Origin of the sequence: Brucella pseudogrignonensis (assembly GCF_031454375.1) — a bacterium.
Lineage (GTDB): Bacteria > Pseudomonadota > Alphaproteobacteria > Rhizobiales > Rhizobiaceae > Brucella > Brucella pseudogrignonensis_A.
The window spans coordinates 26,157-47,241 of record NZ_JAVDQT010000010.1 but is presented as its reverse complement, the minus strand read 5'-3'; the positions used below and the strand labels follow the sequence as shown (position 1 = coordinate 47,241).

The window sequence follows — 21,085 nt, the reverse complement described above, 5'->3', positions numbered from 1 at the left end:
TTTCCCGGCGGCCAGTCGTACGCTGTTAGCAAGATTATGCTGGGGAGGGTGATGAGTTCATAATGATGCACAGCACTCACGCCATCGCGATCTCTGGGATGAAGCTCGCGATCATCAGTAAAGTCGCCGCCCACTGGAACTTCGCTTTTTGTGGGCTATGGTGTGGCTAGCAGACTACCGGCTATCCACCTTGCAACGGCTGCTTAGCGCGCAAGCTAGTCTGTTCGACAGCACTTCTGCATATCCTCAAACCCGACGCTGGTTCATGTTGTCCTTGTCCACATGACAGGTAAAATATTGCCGGCCTGCCGACTAACTTTCTTCGAGCTGGTAAAGGCGTCTCGGACCATTGTTTGAGAGCGTTATCCACTTCCTATCAAGGAGTGTCGAAACGACGGTGATCTCAAACGCCAGTGAGAAACTTCTCTCCCTTTGCTCAGGCTATCTCCATCGGAGGCTCTTACAGGAAATAGATTCTGTGGAAAGTTCGCAATTTGTTCCGACGCGAATTGATCCCGTACTGCAATTTTATGTAATTTATACTCATCTCAAAAAAGGGACGTTAGCGTGTTAAAAGAGCATGAATATGCCTTGTTAGGCGGAATGAACCGATCCAACGTTGGCCGGCATTTGGCGAGACTCGCCGCCTTTATTTCCGCGGGTATCGTTTTCCTCCTCTTGTCGGCAGTCGATATCGCTGCCCGCTACGGTCTCCCTGTGAATCTGCCACCTACGGTGCTGTCTCTTGTCGGTGCAAGCGTGATATTTGCAGCAATCTATTGGTTTTTTGATCGCTTTCTGTGGCGTTGGCCCATGCTTGGCCGAATATTGAAAGTTCCGGATATCAGCGGGAAATGGAACTGTAAAGGACGCACATTCAACCGAGCGGATGGCACATTCCGAAACGACTGGGAAGGGACCATTACGATTCTGCAGTCTTGGGATAAGCTGTTTGTCCGCCTAAAAGGACCTCAGTCAGGCTCCCATAGCATCGCCGCGGCGATAACATGTGACCCGATAGAAGGTTATCACCTGCTCTACAATTATGTGAATGAGCCCAAAGCGGGCGAAGCTGATTTAAAGTCCCATAGGGGTTTCGCGCAGATTACATTCGCGGGCGATCGTCAATCGGCCGAAGGTGAATACTTTAATGGCTTTTCCAGGGATACATTTGGAGCCCTCCAACTGACAAGGGCTGAGAATGGCTCGTGATATTACTAAACGGCTCGAACAGCTCGCGAAGCGCCGCAAAGGGACTGATCGTCTCGGGGAGCTTAATTATGCCGAGCAGGCAGAGGTCCTCAATAAGAGCGTTCTGGACGAATCTTGGCAGAAACGCGCTCCGGACAAGCACAATACACGTTACGCCTTGGGGGCTATGCAGGCCGTTGATCCAGACTACACTCGTATCAGCTTGGATACGGCAGAGCGTGTAGGCAATCAACTTCTTACCAGATTGGAAAATCAGGGGCTTTTTGTAGAATTCCGGATCCAGGGGTCTGTCGCGCTGGATGTACATATCCGCGGCGTCAGCGACGTCGATCTGCTGACGTTGGACAGATATTTTTACTCCTACAATCGTTTCGGACCGAAAGGCGGTAGCTACAGTGGGCTAGGGACTACAGAGTCCTCCCAAGAACGCCTGATGAAAATTAGGTTGAAATCGGAGGTAGCGCTGAAAGAAGCCTTCCCAGCGGCAACGGTCGATAAATCCGGCGGCAAGGCAATTGCCGTTTTTGGAGGATCGTTGGCACGGCCGGTGGATGTCGTGCCTTCCCATTGGTACGATACGGCGGAATACCAGACGTCAAGCCGCGAAGCGGACCGAGCCGTGACCATTTTGGACAAGAATGTTCCTACAACCATCGACAATTGGCCTTTTCTTCACATCCAGAAAATCCATGACCGAGATGGCTCAGTAGATGGGGGGGTGAAGAAAGCGATCCGCCTTGCCAAGAATGTAAAAAACGACGCTGAAACGGAAGGCACCAAGATTGCCCTACCCAGTTTTGACATCGCCTCTATCATGTATCATGCCGACCTTCAGGCTCTCGCGCGAGGAAGCATTTACGAGCTTTCTGTACTCGCTGAGGCCCAACGGCACCTAAATTTTCTTTCCAATAATCAGAGCTACGCAATGACACTCGCGGTACCTGATGGTTCACGGAAAATCATCGACAAGGCTGAGAAGTTCATTGCATTACAAAAGTTATCATTCGAATTTGATGACTTGGTGCGCGAGGTAGCTATAGAGCAGGTTAGGAAATTAGGTCTTATGCCCAGCCTTCAGGAACAGCGCAACATCCTACAAGACAGCTACATTTTGTAGTTAGAAGCGATCGTCTACTTTAGTTCGGCGCTTTAACAGCTTACGAGAGTCGAACTAATGCTCGCTAAACTGCCGCATGAACCTTTCCGTGCCCCTCAGAGGAGTTAGCAGACCGCGTGATATCACTTAGTCGGATCGGCTTTTTTGCAGGCCAGACTACTCAGGCGCCGCTCGAATGAGCACCTCCAGATTTCTGACTGGATTTCGTTTCTAATTCAATGACAAGTTTTGACCAGCATTTCATGCAGTCTTCCGCAAGCTGAAGAGCATCTACGGAACCATTGGAAGTGACGATCACATACTTTGCTCGAAGTACCTCACCGCCCTCGGAACCGGTAAACCAGGTTGACGCCTCGTATGTCTTGCCAGAAACGTGAGGTTGACTTCCGCTTCTGGTTGCTCGATCGAGTTTGCAATGCTTTGTTCCGTTACATAAATCAGCGCAGAGTTGAAGGCATCGATTGGCGTTTATGAAGTTATCGACGTCTCGTGCCGTTAAACCAACTTTGTTTAGACGAATGATCCAGTCTCTTACGTGATAGCAATGCATGAAGAAAGAAAGCAAATCGTCTTCGTACAAGCCCCGATCATGAGACTGGGCGAAGGTGCCGCTGTAAATTGCGCGAATCCTCGCGAGGTACCGTTCAGCGCGCTTCAGTTGCTCCATGAGAATCTCTCTTTTTACTGCCGCGACTTTGTCATAGATATATTCTCGCAGATTGAGAAGTTCAAAGGCCGGCTCAGTTAGGGGGCGAGAACGGCAGCTATCGCTTAGCCTGTTGATTTGCGCGATGGATTGAACCGCTTTTGTGTTCCGCGGTGCCCCAGTCCATCGTGAGGAATTGGCTGTCATTTCAAGATTCTAAATGTAATCCTGTGGATCACAGTAAGACGCAAAAATGGGTCAAATGACGGCAGAACTCGATAGCTTGAGCCTTGCCAGCACCTTTAGACTACGCAATGTGGGAACGATACGACTACACGCGTGTTCTCTCTAGACTCAAAATCGAGAAGGGAAAATGGGTTATTCCTATCAAGCACAATTGCAGGCTGCATCGCGCTGTTGTCATAAGGCGAACTGCGGCTAATGCAAATCCAGCCGGATTTTCCGAAACACACGACTCGAGAGGTTTGAAATTATGACCGTCGTCCTTGTTACCGTTTGCCAAGATGGAGTCGTGCTTGGCTCTGACTCTCAGATTACGGACAAGGGGAGAGGCATGACATACCCGGCCGAGAAGCTGCACCCTTTGGGCGAGCTAGCGGCTTGGGGCGGAAGTGGCGCGCGATCAGTGCTGGTCGACGTCGAACGGTGTTTCAATGAAAACAGTGCGGCTATTCTGGAGGCCCCGGATATCGGCCGCGCGTTGCAAGAGCAGGTGCTCCCGATCCTGCGCCATCACTACGACACGTTCATTTCGGACGTTCCGGGCGAAGAAGGTGGCGGTTCCCCATCGGCCTACGTGATGGCTGCGGGGTGGCGCAAAGGTGAGCCGTGGATTGTTGAGATAACGCCTTCTGGCATGATCGGGCACTACGCTGATATCGGATTCCACGCGATCGGCAGCGGTGCGGCCATGGCACAGCAAGCCGGCTCGCTTCTGTCTCACTTCAATTTGACCGATCGATCGATACGCTTCGGTTGCGCGGCCGTCCTGCGTGTTTTGGAAGCGCTCGACCTTTCTTCCCCCACCGTCGGTAAGCCATTCAGTTTATGTCGTATCGACCAGGACGGTGCGCACCACCTCAGTGACAAAGAGATTGAGCAGGTGACCAAGGACGTGCGTCGATGGGAGGAAGCTGAACAAGCCGTAATAGCCAAAATGTTCGAGTGACCAGCCTTGACGCAAATCGAACGAGCGAGATGAGGCCGCTCAACATTCGCCTACATCCTTGATTTGTTGACAGGCCGGATCCGCACGCTGAAATATGGTCTGCATCGTAACCGGTGTTCTGAGCCTACATTCTGTTTGATTTTGTGTTCTGTCATTGAGAGTTAACGAATGGATAGAACGGTGTTTCTCTCGATGGATCAGAGTAAGCGCGATAGCCATCGCCATTGGCCAGCTGATTTAAAAACCCGGATTGTTTCGGAAAGCTTGCGCCCTGGCGTATAGGTGCAAGAAGTTGCCGATCGTTAACCGCTTGAAGCTGTCGTATTTAAGAACGGCGGTTCTTGACTCTAACCTCTATATCAGAAAATTCTCACCGGCTTTGCCCCGCATACCAACTATCGCCGCTGGCGCGTCTTCATGAGCGGCTTGCTCATTCACCGGTTGGCACAGGACTGATCGAGCGTGCGCATTTTGCCGATGCCTGCCCGTCGCTGTCGATCGACGGCGAGTTGCATCGCGTGAACCTGGATTGTCGTTAAGCCCAAACGGTTAGTGCAGTATGCGGGAGCAGCGGCCGGCATACTCTCCGGCGCAAACGCAGTGGTCTACTGACAAGACGGGGAGGGTATCGGTGCGCATCTGCCCTGTACAAAGTGACAAAAAATCAAAGCTGGAAAATCGCGTAATTGCACCCGTAATCCGAAGCCGCATCAGTCAGACCGGACATCGCTTCAATAAATTACATATGATCTTGGTCGATTAAATATTTAATAATCACAATTATTTCGATATAGATAATCCCGTAACGAGCACATAAATGTCTGACCGTTTTTAATCAACGTGCAAAATGAAATGATAAATGAAAGCTGAAGTGATGAACACAAGCAAATTTTGTAAAATTATATCTTTGAATGTATTGATATTATCTTCATTATACTCAAATGCTTTTGCGAGCTATGGCTTTTATGTTGGAAAGAATCTCACCGAAGACGGATCTGTATTGATAGGTGGTACAGGTGAGGAAGTTTCGGGGCATTGGTTGACTGTTGTGCCAGCTAAAAAGCATCCCGAAGGTGCGACAATATCGGTGGGAGCAACTGATAAGGCCTATATGCCAGGCAAACTCATTGAAATTCCTCAGGTTTCTGAGACTTTCAAATACATAAACATGAACTATAGCGATTTCGAAGGTTTTCCCGCACCGCTGACCAATGGCGGTTTGAATGAGCACGGCGTGGCGGTACGGGATATCTGGTCGAACTCACGCGACGAACTGGTTGAAATGACACCAAACCCGCAAACGGGTCCGCAATACAGCGATGTGGCCCGTATTGCTTTGGAACGTGCTAAAACCGCGCGTGAAGCCGTCGAGATTATCGGCGATCTGATCAATGAGCATGGTTATACGACCTACGGCGGTAACTCGCACCTGATTGCCGATAAGAATGAAGGTTGGGTGGTACTTCAGTTCGCAGGCGGCAAAGGCTTATGGGTCGCTGAACGCTTAGGCCCGGATGATGTGCGCGTTTCATATCCTGGCTATATTGGCGATATTCCAGCCGACATAACTGACAACGAAGACTATATGGCATCACCAAATTTCTATGATTTTGCTGTCGAACAGGGTTGGTGGAAACGGGATGGCGATAAGCCGTTTAATGTTCATGCCGTCTATAGCGAACAAGACCGTCCGATGCGAACCGGTCAAAAGCACTGGACAATTGAAACCGTGGAAAAAGAACTCCACGATATGGCGCCGGTCACACTGAAAAAAATGATGAAACTGGTCCGTGATCCGCGTGTATCAACTGAGCGTTCCGGTTATGGTGAAGTCGCTCAGCTGCGTGATACAGCGCATTCAGGTTTGAATCTGCTATGGGTTGCACCAACAGGTTCTGTCACCGCGCCGTTTGTACCGTATCATATCGGGATCGATAAGGTCATCCCTGAGTATGGCATTCACCGATACCTGTTCCGAGATGCTGGTTCCACCTTCCTAAATGCTGAATATCAGTCGCAGGAAGCCACACAGTTTGCGGGACGTTTGTTTAAGCGAATTATGTACCACGCGTGCGCAAATCCAGAAACATTCATGCCGGAAATAACGCAAGCTCTTGAAGCCTTCGAAGCGAAGCAAATCGATGACATTCCTGAAGTTCAGGCGACAGCTGACATCCTTTACAAGGCCGAAAAGCCGGAGCTGGCTTCCAGGTATCTGACGGATTACAGCGTGCGTCAGTCAGAACGAGCATTAGACCTTGGTGAAGCACTGCTTGCGTCAATCGAAGCGCGTTCGAAACTCCTCTACGGCATAGAAACCGCTAAAGGCACAGCTATCAATGCTGAAGGGACTGACATGCCATGCCGTAAAAAGTAAATTCCACACACCAAAATCGATACACTCAAGCTGATGCACGGACCTTTTTGACGGTTCGTGCATCCTTCGCTTTCGTCAATGTTGAACGATTGGTCGCAACATCTGGCTCAGATCTAATTGTCAGCTTTTTACGCGGTCGTTAGTTTCACTCTCTCAGATCAACGCGTACTGGAATGCGAAAACACAGAATTTGGATACAGGAAAGATTGTAAAGCCGGCCAAAATCATGGTTCCAGATGACAACGGATTTGCGTAATGTGAAGGAGGACGGAAGGCTAACGCATACATAAAGGCAGTAAGTATCTGACTTTAAAAACAAAAGCGTAACGAGAGCGGGGTCGTCATCGCTGGCGAACGTGACCCCATCCGATCTCAGATTGAAGTTCAAGATTACGCCTGGGACGGCACGGATGGGGAGCCAAAAGTGGCAGGCGTATATCATTCTGACTTTATCGCCTTGCTCGGTAAGTGAAGCGTGGTTCCCCATACCAGTAAGGCAACGAAGCTAAATCCCGCTCCGAGTATTGACACACCGAGCCATTCGGCTTGGGCATAGGCCATTGTCGACGTGATGGCTCCGATGCCACTTCCGATGGAATAGAAAACCATATAGCCACCAACTAGACGGCTGCGCGCATTGGGATGGCGTCCAAAAATGATGCTCTGGTTTGTGACGTGGACTGCCTGCACTGCGAGGTCAAGCAGAACCACTCCGACCAATAATGCGGATATTGATGTTGGCAGAAAAGCGATTAATCCCCATGATGTCAGCAATAACGCGAGTGAGAAACCCGTCACCCGTTGCTCGTGTCCACTATCTGAGAATTTGCCAGCACCCGTAGCCGCGATTGCTCCTGCCAGACCGACCAGTCCAAACAGACCGATCTGAGTATGTGAGTAAGAGAATGGTGCCGTGCTAAGCGGCAGGACTAATGCCGTCCAGAAAGTGCTGAACGTCGCGAAGACAAGGAGCGCCAGAATGCCACGAACCAGTAATATCCTATCACGTAGGAACAGTACTGGAATGGAGCGCAGTGTTGCGGCGTAACTATCAGTGTCTGCCGGTGAATCTTGGCGCGGCAGAACTCGCATGAGTAATCCGACCATTCCTGCCGTTAGAATGGCGGATGATAGATAAACCGCTCGCCAGCCACCAAAATCAGCGAGCATGCCGGCGACAAATCGTGCGGCGAGGATGCCGATAACGACACCACTTGTGACTATACCGACCGTTTTGCCGCGTTCTTCGGGCGTTGCCAGTGTTGCGGCGGCAGCGACCAGCACTTGAACTACGACTGCAAGCAGTCCCATCGTCGCAAGGCAGACGAACAGCACCGCTTCGGTCTGCGCACTTGCAACACCAATCAGTGCAAACACTGACAAAACGCCTTGGCCGATAATAAGGCGGCGGCGGTCAATTATATCTCCAAGCGGAACAAGGAAAATTAACCCTAGCGCGTAGCCAAGCTGAGTCAACGTTACCACGAGACCGATCGAGGACGGCGAAATTCCGAAATCACGCGCCATCGCATCGAGCAATGGTTGGGCATAGTAAATATTTGCGACGCTAAGGCCAGCGGCAGCAGCGAAAACTAAGGTTGTGAGCTTCGACAGCCCGATGCCCGTTTTAGATTCTTGTTGCATGTTATTTCTGTCCATGAGACCTGATGTAGTCTCATGTTAAGACCAATTATCGCGATGAAATTCTAGTTCTAAATTAAGACCAGAACCAAAGTATGGAGAGCGAAAGCCATGGTTAAGCGGGTCAGTCAGTGGGATGCCGGGTGCCCTGTGGCACGGAGTTTGGATGTCATTGGTGATTGGTGGTCGCTGCTGATCATCCGTGACGCCTTTGATGGTGTACGGCGCTTTAGCGAGTTTCAGACCGGACTCGGTATTGCCAAGGGGACGTTGTCGGTGCGGCTGCGCGACTTGACTGAGCGTGGCATTTTGGAATTTGCACCAGCTTCGGATGGCTCGGCCTATAAGGAATATGTGTTGACTGAAAAAGGCCGCGGTCTTTTCCTGGTTATCGTTGCACTGCGCCAATGGAGCGAGGATTATCTCTATCTGCCCGACGACCCAAAATCTGCATTACTGGATATCGAAACAGCTACTCCGGTTGCCCGATTGGAGTTGCGAGCGCAAAATGGGCGTACTTTAGATTGGAGTGATACCTGGGTGAAGAAGATCGAGGACCGCTGAGGCGTAATATCGTGCCTGAGATTATTTTCTGGGAATTTAGAGGGGTTTATTGTTTCAGGACCGTGCTGCAAAAAGGATGTCTGGATGCAGTCGTGCAAATTTGACGATACTTTCCAATTCTCGATGCTAACGCTTTACCAGAAACTAATGCCTTAGATGGCTACCAGCTTTTAAGGCATGGCGGCGATCACGATCCGATAAGTGAGTGTTGAATTCAGCCTAAGTTTGATTTAGCTTTGCGGTCGGAGGACCTACTTAATTGCATCTTGCCTTCGGCAATGTCACTTCGAAGCGAATTTTCTACCCATTTGGCGCTGGGGTTCATCGGTTTTGGATCCGAACGGAGAAGCTTGACTGGCACTCAATGTTGTTAGCGAAATGCATAGGTGCCACTCGAATTGGTATAAACGTCATACCTCACCATTAGAATTCACGATAACATTCGAGCGGTAGCCATTTGCTTTAGCGTAAACATTAGAACTTTGCATCGCTGGCCGATTATCTTCTTTCTAAACTGCTGACTTGGCAGCAGCTAACTCCTGCACAATGACCCTCTCGGGTGCACGCGAAACATATATATTATTGTATTATGTCGGCCCGGTTTAAAAAGAAGATCTTTATCAATTGAATTTTTGGTTGCGCGCTAGACTTTCGAACAAGTTTCGGTTGTGGCGTAAGAGATACTTCTTCGATCCAATATTTGTATGCGCATAGTTATCAGCATTTAGCCTAAATCTGTATGCAACTCCTAGGCAGAAAGGGGCACGTCTATTGCAAACTCGGAAAGGGTCGATAAGCACCGGTCTATGATCGACTGCAGCTTTGAACCGGCAAAGAATGACTTCGATCTCGAACATTCCGCAGCCCGTTCCGAGCTTGGGAGGCGTAGACATGTCTTGATCATTATGCTCGCCTTCGCAATGATAGTAACGATCCGGCATCACGCCAACGTCGAGCTACCCCCCCCAAAAAAGCAGTGCGAAAAGCTCGGTACTCATCGGCTGGTCATTTGAGGAGGTGGGGCGGACAGCAAGTCGGTTCGCTAAGGGGCGATTTGCAAAAGTTATTCTATAGTCACTATGGCGAAGTGTCGATCATTTCAGCTCAAATGTCTGATCTGCAAAAATGTCAACTTAACGATATTCACTCATGAACGACGAGCTGAAACCATGTATCTAGAAAGCGGCTGCGTTTCAACGCGTCGAGGTAAACTAGAAGCTCCGGCCCAAGTTCGACAGGTTGCAGAGGCTTTACGCCAGATTGGCTGGCTTCTGCAACCAACCCCGTCTGTCGAACTATGGTTTGTCCATCAGTCGACAAGAGAAACGTGATCGCTTGTTCGGCGATATTTGCGTGTTTGCTTTTGTTTGGGATGAGAGAAGTCCAAGGTAAAGCGACGACGTAATCTTGCAGTACGATCACTGAAAAATCCTCGACGTCATATTTCCATTTACTGACTTCAGACAAAGGTACGTTATAGGCAAGATCGATATTGCGAGCCGATAAGGCCCCTAATAGCTCTTCGCTTGTATCAAAGATACGTGCTTGTGAAGCACCGAAGGCGCGGACGATTCGCCAGAACAACGGCGACCGGATAGAGTCCTGCGCAGCTAGTGTATAGCTGACATTATCGATTCCGATATTAACAATGCCAACGCGCTTTTGAAAGCGCACGGCGTTCTGCTCAAGCAGTCGCGCAAGTTCAATGCGGGTTGTGGGCAAATTTTTATCAATGGCGCTACGTCTGACAACACTAACCGCTGGATCAAAACCGAAGCTGAATAATTCACTGCGCCAGTGTGCCTGTGGCGCAAGTCCAGCATTACGGGCAATCCGGCTTCTTTGCTGCGCACTCCCCTCATTCGCGATAAGGACTGCAAGATCTGGTGTTGAAAGTATAACCAGATCGGCAGCATTTGCCTCAGCTGCACCAGCGAGAAGTCGGGATGTCCATTCACTTGGCCGGATCTGCTGATATATTATATCAACTCCGGATAAGTGTTCGGCTAGACCCTTTTTGATAGGTGCTAACGTTTCAGCTGCAATATCGCCAACAATTCTGAACTGAGGTTTTGGAGGAGAGTTATTCTGCGCTTGCGCATTGTATGACGACAATATCATGACAATTAGAACGGAAAAAAAATGAGAGAACAGATGTTTCATGGATTTTGATCCGGGGTTGCCGCCAGCAAAGCTACCAGAACACTCGTCCCGCCGCCTTGCCTATCTTTCAATTCAATATGCCCGCCGAGTGCTTCCGCAACCATTTTTGCAATCGATAAACCAAGCCCCGAACCTGGTCTGCTCTGATCTGCGCGTACAAAGCGTTCGAAGGCTATATCTTTCATTTCAGGCGTAAGTCCCGCGCCTCGGTCGTGAATACCAAGCGTTATGATGCCATCTTTTTGAGAGAGAGTGATGGTAATCGGGCTAGGAGCGTGAATGAGCGCGTTTTCGATAATGTTTCGGATCATTTCGCGCAGGCTGATGGTTTCGCCATTCACATAAACCGGCTCATTGGCATTATCGAAACTGAGCGTTTGCAATAAGTCCTGATAGCTTCCCTCAGCACGCAATCGTCTGATGGCGTCTTGGGTCACCTGACGCAAATCAAGAATTTCGAGTTTTCGCGACTGGATGCTGTGTAGCGTTGTTGCTTCTGATAAAAGCTGATTTGCGAGCAAGCTTGCACTGATGGAATTCGCGTGAATGCGCGAAAGTATTTCCTGTTTTCTGCCCCGGTCTGTTTCTTCGAGCGACAATTCCGTCAATGCACGTAAAGCAGTAAGCGGCGTGCGCATCTGATGCGCGGCGTCCGCCGTTACGAGCTTTAATCCGGCAAGAACATTATTTAGCCGATCCATGAAATCGTTAAGCGCTGCAACGAGTGCGCTGACTTCCTTAGGAATGGGGCCTGAAACAGGGTTAAGGTCGGATGATGATCGCCGGCGAAGATCAGATTCAACGGTACGCAATGGACGGAATGCAAACCGGATCGCCAACAAGATAAGAACCAAAGCCAGTATAGCAACTCCAAGTGCTGGCAATATTGTGTTGAGGCTTAGCTGCAACGTAAGTTGTTGTCGCGCCTCGCGGGTTTCACCCACCAAAACATCTACCCAGCCACCGCCTTTCGCGTCGCTGTGATAACGGGCAACAGCAGCTACGCGGACTTTTTCACCGCGATAAATACTGTCGCTCAGGCGAACATGATTGTTGCTGCCATGTGGAATTTCCAGCCCCAGAATAGGCGAGCCGGTCAACAGACTGCCATCAGGGGCGACGACACGATAGAAAATCCGGTTAAGCCGTGAGGTGCCAAGAATTGAAAATGCAGAGTGGGGAAGATCGACGCTGAGTGCTCCATCCTGCAAAGTTATTGTGTCAGCTATCGAGAGTGCGGCGGCACCTAAAACACGATCAAACGCCTCGTCGGCAGCCCGATGGGCATACCAGCGCCCAAGAAAAAACAATAGGATAGTCACTGCAAGCAGCGTTAATCCACTGCCCACCAGAATGCGGCGTTGGATCGAGTATTCTTTGTGTTCAGATGTGCGAACCATCACGGATGCTGTAATTTCGGGCGTAGCAAATAGCCAACGCCACGCTGCGTTACGATTTCCAAATTGCTGCTCTCCAGCTTTTTTCTGACGCGGGAAATCAGCAATTCTATCGCATTTGGGGTTCCGGTGTCATCGTGACCAAAAAGCTTGAGAACAAGCATATCTTTGGGCACAGCGACATTGATACGGGTTGCCAGCATTTCAAGAACGTCGAATTCACGTCGCCCGAAATCCAACGGTTCATCACCCTTCATCACCGATCTTTGAGTAAGGTTGATCGATAAATCACCGATGTGCAGGAGTGGCTGCGATACACCCATATGACGCCGTGCAACGGCTCTAATGCGCGCTACAAGCTCTCGAAGGTCAAAAGGTTTCACCAGATAATCGTCTGCACCAAGTTCTAGCAAATCGAGTTTGTCGGCAATCTGGTTGCGCGCTGTAATGACCAGCACAGGACAAGACAAGGACCGCTCGCGCATGCTGCGTAAAATTGCAAACCCATCGCGGCCGGGAAGATTTATATCAAGTACGACGACATCGAAAGAACCATTCACGGCCAAGTCTTCGCCCTGCACGCCATCATAAGCAGTTGTGACTGCATAGCCTTCCTTCTCAAGCTTCGATGCGATAGCGAACGCAATGTCGATAGTGTCTTCTACGAGAAGGATGCGCATGTTGTTTTCAATGTTTCGATTTAGCGTTTTGGCGATGACAGGATTCTGACAGCTAGAATTGATAGTCTTCAAAATAACGGAAGAGGCTGCAGCACTTGTATCATAGCAAGAGCGCAGGGGAGAGAAAATGTTTTGGCGCGAGTTGGTATGCCGCTTAGGCATAGCTTTGTTTGGGATACTGTTGAGCATCGCTTGCGCGAATGCCGCTGGAGCTGCTTGCGCTTATCGTGGTGCGCTGGATGAGCGCTATTGCGACGAGAACCGCGACCTTGTCGCTGACACTCCCCTTGATCCATCGCAACTGCGCAACCCGCAAACGCTTGTCTGGGCTTATACGCCTATAGAAGATCCGGCGGTTTATGCGCGGCTCTTCAAACCGTTCACCCAGCATCTTGAAGCCTGCCTCGGACGGCAGATTGTCTATTATCCGATCCAGTCCAGTGCCGATGAAGTTGAGGCGATGCGTTCAGGACGCCTGCATTTTGCGGGCTTCTCGACCGGGCCGACGATTGAGGCGGTCAATCGCGCAGGTGCCGTTCCTTTTGCCGCCAAAGGCACTGGTGATCAGATGCGCGGTTATCGACTGGTCGCTGTTGTGCGCGCGGACTCACCCTATGAAAAGCTGGATGATCTTAAAGGGCGTCGCATCGCCCATGCTTCACTATTCTCAAATTCTGGCAATGTCGCACCACGCGCGCTCTTTCCAAAAGAAGGTCTTACGCCGGGGCAGGAATATGTGCCCATCATGTCGGGCGGGCACGATAAATCGATCCTCGGTGTTGTTGCTGGTGATTATGATATGGCGGCTGTTGCCTCCGATGTGCTTGAACGCATGATTGAGCGAGGGCTTGTGAAGCGTGATGGTGTCCGTTTGATCTATCAGAGCGATTTGTTTCCAACCTCCTCGTTTGCCTATGCTCATAATCTCGCGCCGTCCCTTGTGGCGGAGATGAAGCGTTGCTTCTTTAATTTCACTTTCACACCTGAAATGAGGGCCGAGTTTCAGGGTGACGATCACTTCATTCCCATAGATTACGCAGCCGCGTGGTCCGTGGTGCGCGAGGTAAGCGAGAAGGCTGGCGCGCCGCCTCCATAATTCGCTTCACATCAGCGGACATTTCGCACGGTATTTTCGGATGCCAGATCCCGCAGCAAGCCAGAACACAGTCAACTGCAATCCATATGGGTTTCAGTAGGGATCACTTCGGCTCAAAGTGGATAAAATAATGAGTTCTTACAAGCAACTAACCTACAAATATAAGGTCTACAATGCAGACCCTACGACACTGATCGGGGTTTTGCTGGCAATCGTTTTCGCCTATCTGATCGCGGCGCCAATCGTGCTGCTCTTGTCAGATGCCGTGATTGTCCAATTTGCTGATCGGGCACGCTCGGGCCAGCAGATTGGTGAATTGACCTTTTATTATCTTAACCGTGCGTTCTTCTCGGCGATTTCGACCGATGTGTTCTGGCGTCCACTTTGGAACACAGCAATTATCGCAGTTGGTTCGATTGCCTTTGCGCTTGTCACGGGCATTCCACTGGCATGGCTTTTGAGTCGCACAAATTTACCGGGCAAAAAGTGGTTCTCGACAGCATTGATCGTTCCTTACATGCTGCCTTCGTGGACCTTCGCACTGGCTTGGCTGACCCTGTTTAAAAACCGCACCACAGGTGGTCAGCCTAGCTGGATGGAAGCCTTGGGTTTCTCGCCACCTGATTGGCTTGCGTATGGCATGTTGCCAATCACGCTCATTCTGGCCATGCACTATACGCCGTTTGTGATCCTACTTTTCGGCAATGCGTTGCGGCAGTTTGATTCAACGCTTGAAGATTCAGCCCGTGTGATGGGCGCTGGCAAATTGCTAATCGCGCGTCGCATCATTTTGCCCCTAATGCTGCCGTCGCTTGTGTCGGCTTCGACGCTGATTTTCGCCAAATGTCTCGGTGACTTCGGTGTCGCCTATATCCTTGGTGTGCCGGTTGGTTTTGATGTTCTCGCGACGTCTCTGTTTCGTGCAATCTCGACGAGTCAGGCTGGCATGAGCGCAGTCCTCGCGGCAACCATTGTCGTGCTTGGTAGCATTTCAATCTTCCTCGATATGTATCTGCTCAAGGAAGCGCGCCGTTTTGTGACCATTGGCAACAAGGGTTCGATGAACCGCGAGACTGATCTCGGACGCTTCCGTGTGCCTGCATTCAGTTTCGCCGCACTCATGTTTGTTGTCAGCGCGTTTATTCCGCTGATGGCCCTTCTGCTGACAACTGTTATGCGCGTGCCGGGCGTTTTCGCGCTGGATAATTTTACCCTGGATTTCTGGATCGGGACTAATCTCAACACCACCGCGATGAGCAATGGGATTCTGCTGACAGGCGAATTTTGGAAAGCAACCTGGAATACGCTCTGGATCGTCGGATCGGCTGCATTGGGTGCCGGTATACTTGGTCTGCTGGTCGGTTATGTTGTGGCGCGCACGCCGGTGGCAATCGTGGGAACATTCCTACGTCAGGTGACATTCCTGCCATATCTGGTTCCGGGCATTGCCTTTGCTGCCGCCTATCTCACAATGTTTGCCGTGCAACGCGGACCACTTCCGGCGCTTTACGGAACACCGATCTTGTTGGTTCTGGCCATCCTTGCTGATCAGATGCCTTTTGCATCACGTGCAGGAATTTCGGCAATGATGCAGCTTGGCAAAGCGCCGGAGGAAGCTGCTCAGGTTGTGGGTGCTGGTTTCTGGCGTCGGCTCGTTTCGATTGTCGCCCCCATTCAGAAAGGCTCGCTGGTTTCAGGAATTCTGCTGCCATTTATCTCTGGCATCAAAGGTCTGAGCCTTGTCGTCGTGCTGGCTGTTCCCGGCACAGACGTTCTCACCACCTATGCATTGCGCCTTGTTGATTACAGCTACAGTCAGGCCGCAAATGCAGTCGTTTTGATGATCTGCGTTATCGCCTTCGGCGGCACGGTCATCGTTCAGAAACTCACCAACAGCAAATTGTCTGACGGATTGGGAGGCAAATAATGTCGAGCATTACTATTCGCGATGTCAGAAAGAGCTACGGCAAAGCCACCCGTGCTGCCGTTGAAAAACTCTCACTTGAAATCCCAAAGTCGGAATTTCTCTGCCTGCTCGGGCCATCAGGTTGCGGTAAGACCACCACGCTGCGCATGATTGCTGGCCTTGAATATCCAACCGAAGGCCAGATACTCGTTGATGGCAAGAAGATCGTCTCGGTCGATGACGGTATCTACGTGCCGCCAGAAAAGCGTGGCATGGGTCTGGTTTTTCAGAACTATGCACTCTGGCCGCATATGACAGTTGAGCAAAATGTCGAGTTCGGTTTGAAGTTGCACAAGGTAGCAAAAGTCGAACGTGACCAGATCATTGATGATGTGCTGCAAAAGCTTGGAATCGAGCGCTACCGTGATCGCTTACCCGCACAAATGTCGGGTGGACAGCAGCAGCGTGTAGCACTGGCGCGTATGTTGGCGCTTAAGCCCGATATTATTCTGCTCGACGAACCGCTTTCCAATCTCGATGCGAAACTGCGTTTGGAAATGCGCGCGGAACTTAAGCGGATTCATCGGGAAATGGGTTCTACTGTCGTATTCGTGACCCATGATCAGTGGGAGGCCATGACATTGGCAACTACAATTGCGGTGATGAGCGAAGGTGAGTTGCAGCAGCTTGGCACGCCTGACGATATTTATGAGCGTCCCGCTAATCGCTTTGTGGCGGAGTTCATTGGCAATCTGCCAATCAACATCACCGAGCTTAATGACAATAATAACGGCGCGATGGCCACATGGGCACGCGCTTATCTGAAAGCACACGACTTCACCACAAACGGTGTTGGCTCTGTCGGAATCCGGCCGGAATCGGTGCGTCTCAGCGATACGCCTGTCGAGCAGGGGTGTGTGGCCAAAGTAATCGACATCGTGCCCACTGGCGGTAGCTGGATTGTAGAACTGTCAGTTCATGGAGAGCAGTTTCTTGCGATCGCTGCAGATGCTCCAGTCCGTAAGGCCGGTGATGAAATCTGGTTCCATGTCGAACGCAGCCACGTCCATGTGTTCGACAAAGAAGGCATGCGCATCAGTGGCTAATCGCTGAGCAACATATTCTCAAAAAGTATCAACTAGGAGGAAACGATGACTGTATATTTGCGCACCTGTGCGGCTCTTTCATTGAGCGGCGCACTTCTGGCAAGCACGGCTGCCTTCGCAGAGCCTGTGGCTGAAATCGGCATCAAGGATGCGGATTACTCGCTCGAAGCTCTTATTGAAGCCGCAAAAAAAGAGCCGGGCATTACCGTTGTGGACGCCACTGGCAAGATCGTGACAATGGCCGAAGCCTTCACCGCAAAATACGGTGTGAAGGCTACGGGCGTGAAGATGAACGGCCAAAACCAGGAGCAGGTCATTCTGCGTGAAGCTACTGCGAACAATGTTCGCACGGACGTCTTCAACATGAGCAATTTGCCATCGGTTACGTCGGAAATCATCGTTCAGGGCGCAGGTCTCAGCTGGCTTCCTGTCGATCTCAAAGATCAGGTGCCCGCGGAATATCAGAACCCGGCCATCACCAGTCTTAACCCATGGGTCTGGGCGTATAACTCGGATGTCCATGGCGATAAGTGCCCAATCGACAATATTTGGGCATTGACCACGGAAGAATGGAAGGGCCGCATTGCTATTCCAGATCCGCTTCTGCGCAACGAAACCATGTTCTGGTTCAATCAGATTGCCGAGCATGATGATGAAGCCATGCGCAAGGCATATGAAGAGTTCTTCGGTGAGCCATTGAAAACCGATGAAGCAAGCGCGACCGCGGAATGGGTCAAGCGTTTCGCTAACAACCGTCCAAGCGTTACCCGCAGTGATACCGAAGTTGGTCCGATCATTGGTGCAAAAGGACAGGAAAAGCCCTTTATGGGCTTCCTCAGCACGTCAATCTTCCGCGATGCCAAGAAGAATGGCTACACGATGGGCATCTGTGCGAGCATGAAGCCTTGGGCAGGGCAGCTTACGCCACGCGTCGCCGTCATCGCATCCGGCACAAAAAGCCCGAATGCCTCAAAACTCTTTGTGCATTATATGATGACCGGAGAAGGCATGGCACCACAATTGGCTGATGGTAAAATCTCGTCGAATAAGGGCGCGAAAATTCCTGAAGGTGAAGTGTCCGGAATCGTCAATGTCATTGACCAGCTTTACGTCCCGCATTCCGAAACAGCCGAAAGCGATTACTCAAAGCTTCAGGATTGGCAGGATTTCTGGACGATCAACTCCCGTTAACTATTTCGCAGGTCACGAATGGAGGGCGGAAAGCCGCCCTCTCCTACAATCTTTGTTATTCTATCGCTCAAAAACTGGGTCAACAACACTGGGACACATTGGATCAGACATGAAAATCTTATGACGCAACCTTGTAAGGGTGACGTTTTGGCTTGGATTTTCGAAAGGCGCTTGATTAAAATTATCAATCAATCAATGTTTAGCACGCGATAATAAGAGCCGATAAGGCTCGCCGGCATGCTGAGGAGAATCTGAAGTGTCAAAACTTTTGACTGAAGTTGGAGGGATTTTAACGCGACTTGCTGAATCTTCGCCACGCGATATTCAGCTTGTTGCTGAGCGCCTTCATGATCATGCTGTAGAAGAGCGTATGTCTGCGACCGATCTAGGCGTGGTGCTGAATGAGCTTGGGTACAGCGATATATCGAATTTTTGTGAGGCCGCCGATATTCCTGTGCATGTCGCCAAACGCTGGGAGCGCTTCGGCGTTTCTGCAGAAATGCGTGCCGTCTTGTTGATGATGCAAGCTCAGAAACGACATTTTGAGCACGTCACCAGTGAGTTCGAGGCAATTACACATGTAGGCCTGTTAGATTTCTTGCGTAGCCGTAAAGCCTGACATTTGAATTAAGAGCTACAGAATTTCCCCTCGAGGACCGTCAGTCCTCAAGGAGGGCTATTGCCGTTTGACTATCGGTAATGAGGACGCTTGCCGGAACAATTTTAAGTGCGGCGCGGATTGCCGTAACTTTAGAGGTGCCGCCGGCTGCTAATACGACGCGGCTGATTGCTGCTACCGTGTGCAGGTCGATCGACATCACACGTTGATTGATCTCGTGATCAACCAGTTTTCCGTGCTTGTCCACGAAATAGCAGAGTATGTTGGCGACCGCTCCGCAATCATCTAACGGCTTTATGAGATCAGACGAAACGATCCCATGCCGAAAGATCGTGGCGTCTTCCGAAACTGCACCTACTGTCAGTAATGCAATATCTGCCTGAGCTGCACGTTGCTGGAGATTACGCAGTTCCGATTGGCGCCATAAAGTCTCCCGTAACCCTTGTTCATCGAGAACGACCGGCGCTGTAATCTGATAGCTATCCACTTCGTAGACCTCCGCTACTCGCGCGGCAACAACAGAAGGGTTGATCCAGCGTGAGTGTGGAAGGCTTCCTACAAGGGCGACAACGGATGCATCTTGTAGCTTACGATGCTCCAAGAACTGCACGCTGGCATAGAGTGTTGCACCTCCTCCGATCGCAAGCGTCATTCCATCTTGCATTTCCTGATCCAGATATGCGGCAATGGCATTACCGAGCGCTTTCTCAAGGTTCTCGCTGTTTTCGGGAGTAGGGACGACAATTGCAGATGCCAGCCCCCATTTTTCTTCAAGACGGCGCTCAAGCTCGATCTGGGCGGTCGTGGCTGCATTAATACGTGTAACGACAATTCCTTCGGCAGTTGCGGCGGCGAGTGTACGCATTATCTTGACGCGACTAACACCCAGCTGTTCGGCAATCTGCTCCTGCGTCATGCCCTCTACATAGTACAGCCAGACTGTCTTCACCTTGAGGTCTGATGATCTCAACGGCCAGCTTTTGCTTGTCATTTTTGTCTCGATCCCCCACGAATTTCTAAACCTGCATAAGCTATAGCAAAAAAAGTGCCCGTTGCGTCAACTGTTCAAATGTATTTGACAAAGAACAAATGAACATTATTATAACATTTAAGGGCATCAAACTGTCCGACTACTGGGAGGAACGGGAACAGCCCGCGATGGCGTTCCTATGGGAGGAATAAATGACGAATTTGACCCGGAGGATAGGTGTCATCACGGCCTGCTTCGCGAGCATTATGTTTGCCGGAACAGCTCTGGCTGGAACACTTACGCTTTACACGTCGCAGCCCGACGCTGATGCGGCCAGGACCGTTGAAGAGTTCCGCAAACTCAATCCGGACGTAGATGTTCAGGTATACCGTTCGGGCACGAGCGATATCATGAGCAAACTAGCCGCAGAATTCTCAGCTGGCGCACCACAGGCTGATGTGCTGCTCATTGCTGATGCTGTCAGCATGGAGAGCTTAAAAGCCGATAACCGACTGATGCAGTATTCGGGTGCAAACGTTGAAGGTTTTGAGGCCGGCACAATTGATCCGGACAAATACTATTTTGGCAGCAAGCTGATTACGACTGGTATCGCTTACAATTCTGCGGCCGAACAAAAACCACAGCACTGGTCGGACCTTGAAAAGTCAGACTATAAAGGCATGATTGTTATGCCTAGTCCCCTTTATTCGGGTGCCGCAGCATATCTCCTGAGTGGATTTGTGGCTAATGATAGTCTCGGCTGGAAGTTTTTTGACGCTCTCAAAGAGAATGAGGTCGTGAGCGTCAGAGGCAATGGTGCAGTTCTTAAATCTATTGCCAGCGGCGAGAAACCTTATGGTGTCCTTGTCGACTTTATGGCGCTAAACGCTAAAGCAAAAGGCTCACCTGTAGAGTTCGTCTTTCCTGAAGAAGGCGTACCTGCTGTGACTGAGCCGGTCGCTATCATGTCAACGACCAAAAACGCTGATGACGCGAAGAAGTTCATTGACTTCATCATTTCGGATGAAGGCCAAAACCTTGCTCTAAAGCAGGGCTATTTGCCTGCTAAGTCATCTGTGGGGAAGCCTGCTTGGATGCCTGAGGGGCTGTCCGTTAAAATTATGCCGATAGATACGCAAAAGGTTCTGGAAAAGACCGATCAAGATAAGTCGCGATTTACAGAAATGTTTGGCGGTTAGGGCTTAGAAAAC

Annotated in this window: 17 protein-coding genes; 11 read left to right on the top strand and 6 right to left on the bottom strand. The window is 50.5% G+C overall.

Annotated elements, in window-relative coordinates:
* The first annotated feature begins 567 nt into the window (after positions 1 to 567).
* Positions 568 to 1,212 (top strand): Cap15 family cyclic dinucleotide receptor domain-containing protein, encoded by a 645-nt coding sequence (locus J2782_RS20045; RefSeq protein WP_310015729.1) that lies wholly within the window; start codon positions 568 to 570, stop codon positions 1,210 to 1,212.
* Complete coding sequence (locus tag J2782_RS20040; protein ID WP_310015727.1) at positions 1,202 to 2,329, top strand: nucleotidyltransferase-like protein; 1,128 nt, start codon at positions 1,202 to 1,204, stop codon at positions 2,327 to 2,329. The genes J2782_RS20045 and J2782_RS20040 overlap by 11 nt, the downstream gene beginning before the upstream one ends.
* 160 nt (positions 2,330 to 2,489) lie before the next feature.
* Here J2782_RS20040 and J2782_RS20035 read toward each other — a convergent pair whose 3' ends face one another.
* Complete coding sequence (locus J2782_RS20035; protein ID WP_310015725.1) at positions 2,490 to 3,182, bottom strand: hypothetical protein; 693 nt, start codon at positions 3,180 to 3,182, stop codon at positions 2,490 to 2,492.
* Between the two features lie 367 nt (positions 3,183 to 3,549).
* On the opposite strand from J2782_RS20035, the gene J2782_RS20030 reads away from it, so the two are divergent.
* On the top strand, positions 3,550 to 4,164 hold the full coding sequence (locus J2782_RS20030; protein WP_310015723.1) for a proteasome protein: 615 nt from the start codon (positions 3,550 to 3,552) through the stop codon (positions 4,162 to 4,164).
* Positions 4,165 to 5,023: 859 nt separating this feature from the next.
* Positions 5,024 to 6,541: a C69 family dipeptidase gene (locus J2782_RS20025; RefSeq protein WP_310015721.1), complete on the top strand. Its 1,518-nt coding sequence runs from the start codon at positions 5,024 to 5,026 to the stop codon at positions 6,539 to 6,541.
* A 438-nt stretch (positions 6,542 to 6,979) separates the two neighbouring features.
* Here the strand turns inward: J2782_RS20025 and J2782_RS20020 are convergent, their stop codons facing one another.
* Entirely contained in the window at positions 6,980 to 8,185 is a 1,206-nt protein-coding gene (locus tag J2782_RS20020; protein WP_310015719.1) for an MFS transporter, read from the bottom strand.
* 108 nt (positions 8,186 to 8,293) lie between these two features.
* On the opposite strand from J2782_RS20020, the gene J2782_RS20015 reads away from it, so the two are divergent.
* Positions 8,294 to 8,746 carry a winged helix-turn-helix transcriptional regulator gene (locus J2782_RS20015; protein WP_310015717.1) on the top strand — a complete coding sequence of 151 codons (453 nt, stop codon included), beginning with the start codon at positions 8,294 to 8,296 and terminating at the stop codon, positions 8,744 to 8,746.
* Positions 8,747 to 9,889: 1,143 nt separating this feature from the next.
* On the opposite strand, the gene J2782_RS20010 is transcribed toward J2782_RS20015, so the two are convergent.
* From J2782_RS20010 to J2782_RS20000, 3 genes are read right to left on the bottom strand one after another with little or no spacing between them, the layout of a single operon-like run.
* The gene (locus J2782_RS20010; protein WP_310015715.1) at positions 9,890 to 10,909 is read right to left on the bottom strand and encodes a substrate-binding domain-containing protein; all 1,020 of its coding nucleotides are present in this window, start codon (positions 10,907 to 10,909) and stop codon (positions 9,890 to 9,892) included.
* Positions 10,906 to 12,309, bottom strand: coding sequence for a sensor histidine kinase (locus J2782_RS20005; protein ID WP_310015713.1), 1,404 nt, complete (start codon positions 12,307 to 12,309; stop codon positions 10,906 to 10,908). Before J2782_RS20005 ends, J2782_RS20010 begins: the two co-directional genes overlap by 4 nt.
* Positions 12,309 to 12,986: a response regulator transcription factor gene (locus J2782_RS20000; RefSeq protein WP_310015711.1), complete on the bottom strand. Its 678-nt coding sequence runs from the start codon at positions 12,984 to 12,986 to the stop codon at positions 12,309 to 12,311. Before J2782_RS20000 ends, J2782_RS20005 begins: the two co-directional genes overlap by 1 nt.
* A 127-nt stretch (positions 12,987 to 13,113) precedes the next feature.
* On the opposite strand from J2782_RS20000, the gene phnD reads away from it, so the two are divergent.
* The 5 genes from phnD to J2782_RS19975 all read left to right on the top strand — a co-directional run bounded on the left by phnD (position 13,114) and on the right by J2782_RS19975 (position 18,904).
* Positions 13,114 to 14,082: a phosphate/phosphite/phosphonate ABC transporter substrate-binding protein gene (gene phnD / locus J2782_RS19995; RefSeq protein ID WP_404989687.1), complete on the top strand. Its 969-nt coding sequence runs from the start codon at positions 13,114 to 13,116 to the stop codon at positions 14,080 to 14,082.
* Positions 14,083 to 14,212: 130 nt separating this feature from the next.
* Positions 14,213 to 16,009 (top strand): ABC transporter permease, encoded by a 1,797-nt coding sequence (locus J2782_RS19990; RefSeq protein ID WP_310015707.1) that lies wholly within the window; start codon positions 14,213 to 14,215, stop codon positions 16,007 to 16,009.
* Positions 16,009 to 17,094: an ABC transporter ATP-binding protein gene (locus J2782_RS19985; protein WP_310015705.1), complete on the top strand. Its 1,086-nt coding sequence runs from the start codon at positions 16,009 to 16,011 to the stop codon at positions 17,092 to 17,094. Before J2782_RS19990 ends, J2782_RS19985 begins: the two co-directional genes overlap by 1 nt.
* A 45-nt stretch (positions 17,095 to 17,139) precedes the next feature.
* Positions 17,140 to 18,285 carry an ABC transporter substrate-binding protein gene (locus J2782_RS19980; protein WP_310015703.1) on the top strand — a complete coding sequence of 382 codons (1,146 nt, stop codon included), beginning with the start codon at positions 17,140 to 17,142 and terminating at the stop codon, positions 18,283 to 18,285.
* Between the two features lie 256 nt (positions 18,286 to 18,541).
* Entirely contained in the window at positions 18,542 to 18,904 is a 363-nt protein-coding gene (locus tag J2782_RS19975; protein WP_310015701.1) for a hypothetical protein, read from the top strand.
* 40 nt (positions 18,905 to 18,944) lie between these two features.
* Here the strand turns inward: J2782_RS19975 and J2782_RS19970 are convergent, their stop codons facing one another.
* The gene (locus J2782_RS19970; protein WP_310015699.1) at positions 18,945 to 19,895 is read right to left on the bottom strand and encodes a sugar-binding transcriptional regulator; all 951 of its coding nucleotides are present in this window, start codon (positions 19,893 to 19,895) and stop codon (positions 18,945 to 18,947) included.
* 191 nt (positions 19,896 to 20,086) lie between these two features.
* On the opposite strand from J2782_RS19970, the gene J2782_RS19965 reads away from it, so the two are divergent.
* Complete coding sequence (locus tag J2782_RS19965; RefSeq protein ID WP_404989686.1) at positions 20,087 to 21,073, top strand: ABC transporter substrate-binding protein; 987 nt, start codon at positions 20,087 to 20,089, stop codon at positions 21,071 to 21,073.
* Positions 21,074 to 21,085 lie beyond the last annotated feature (12 nt).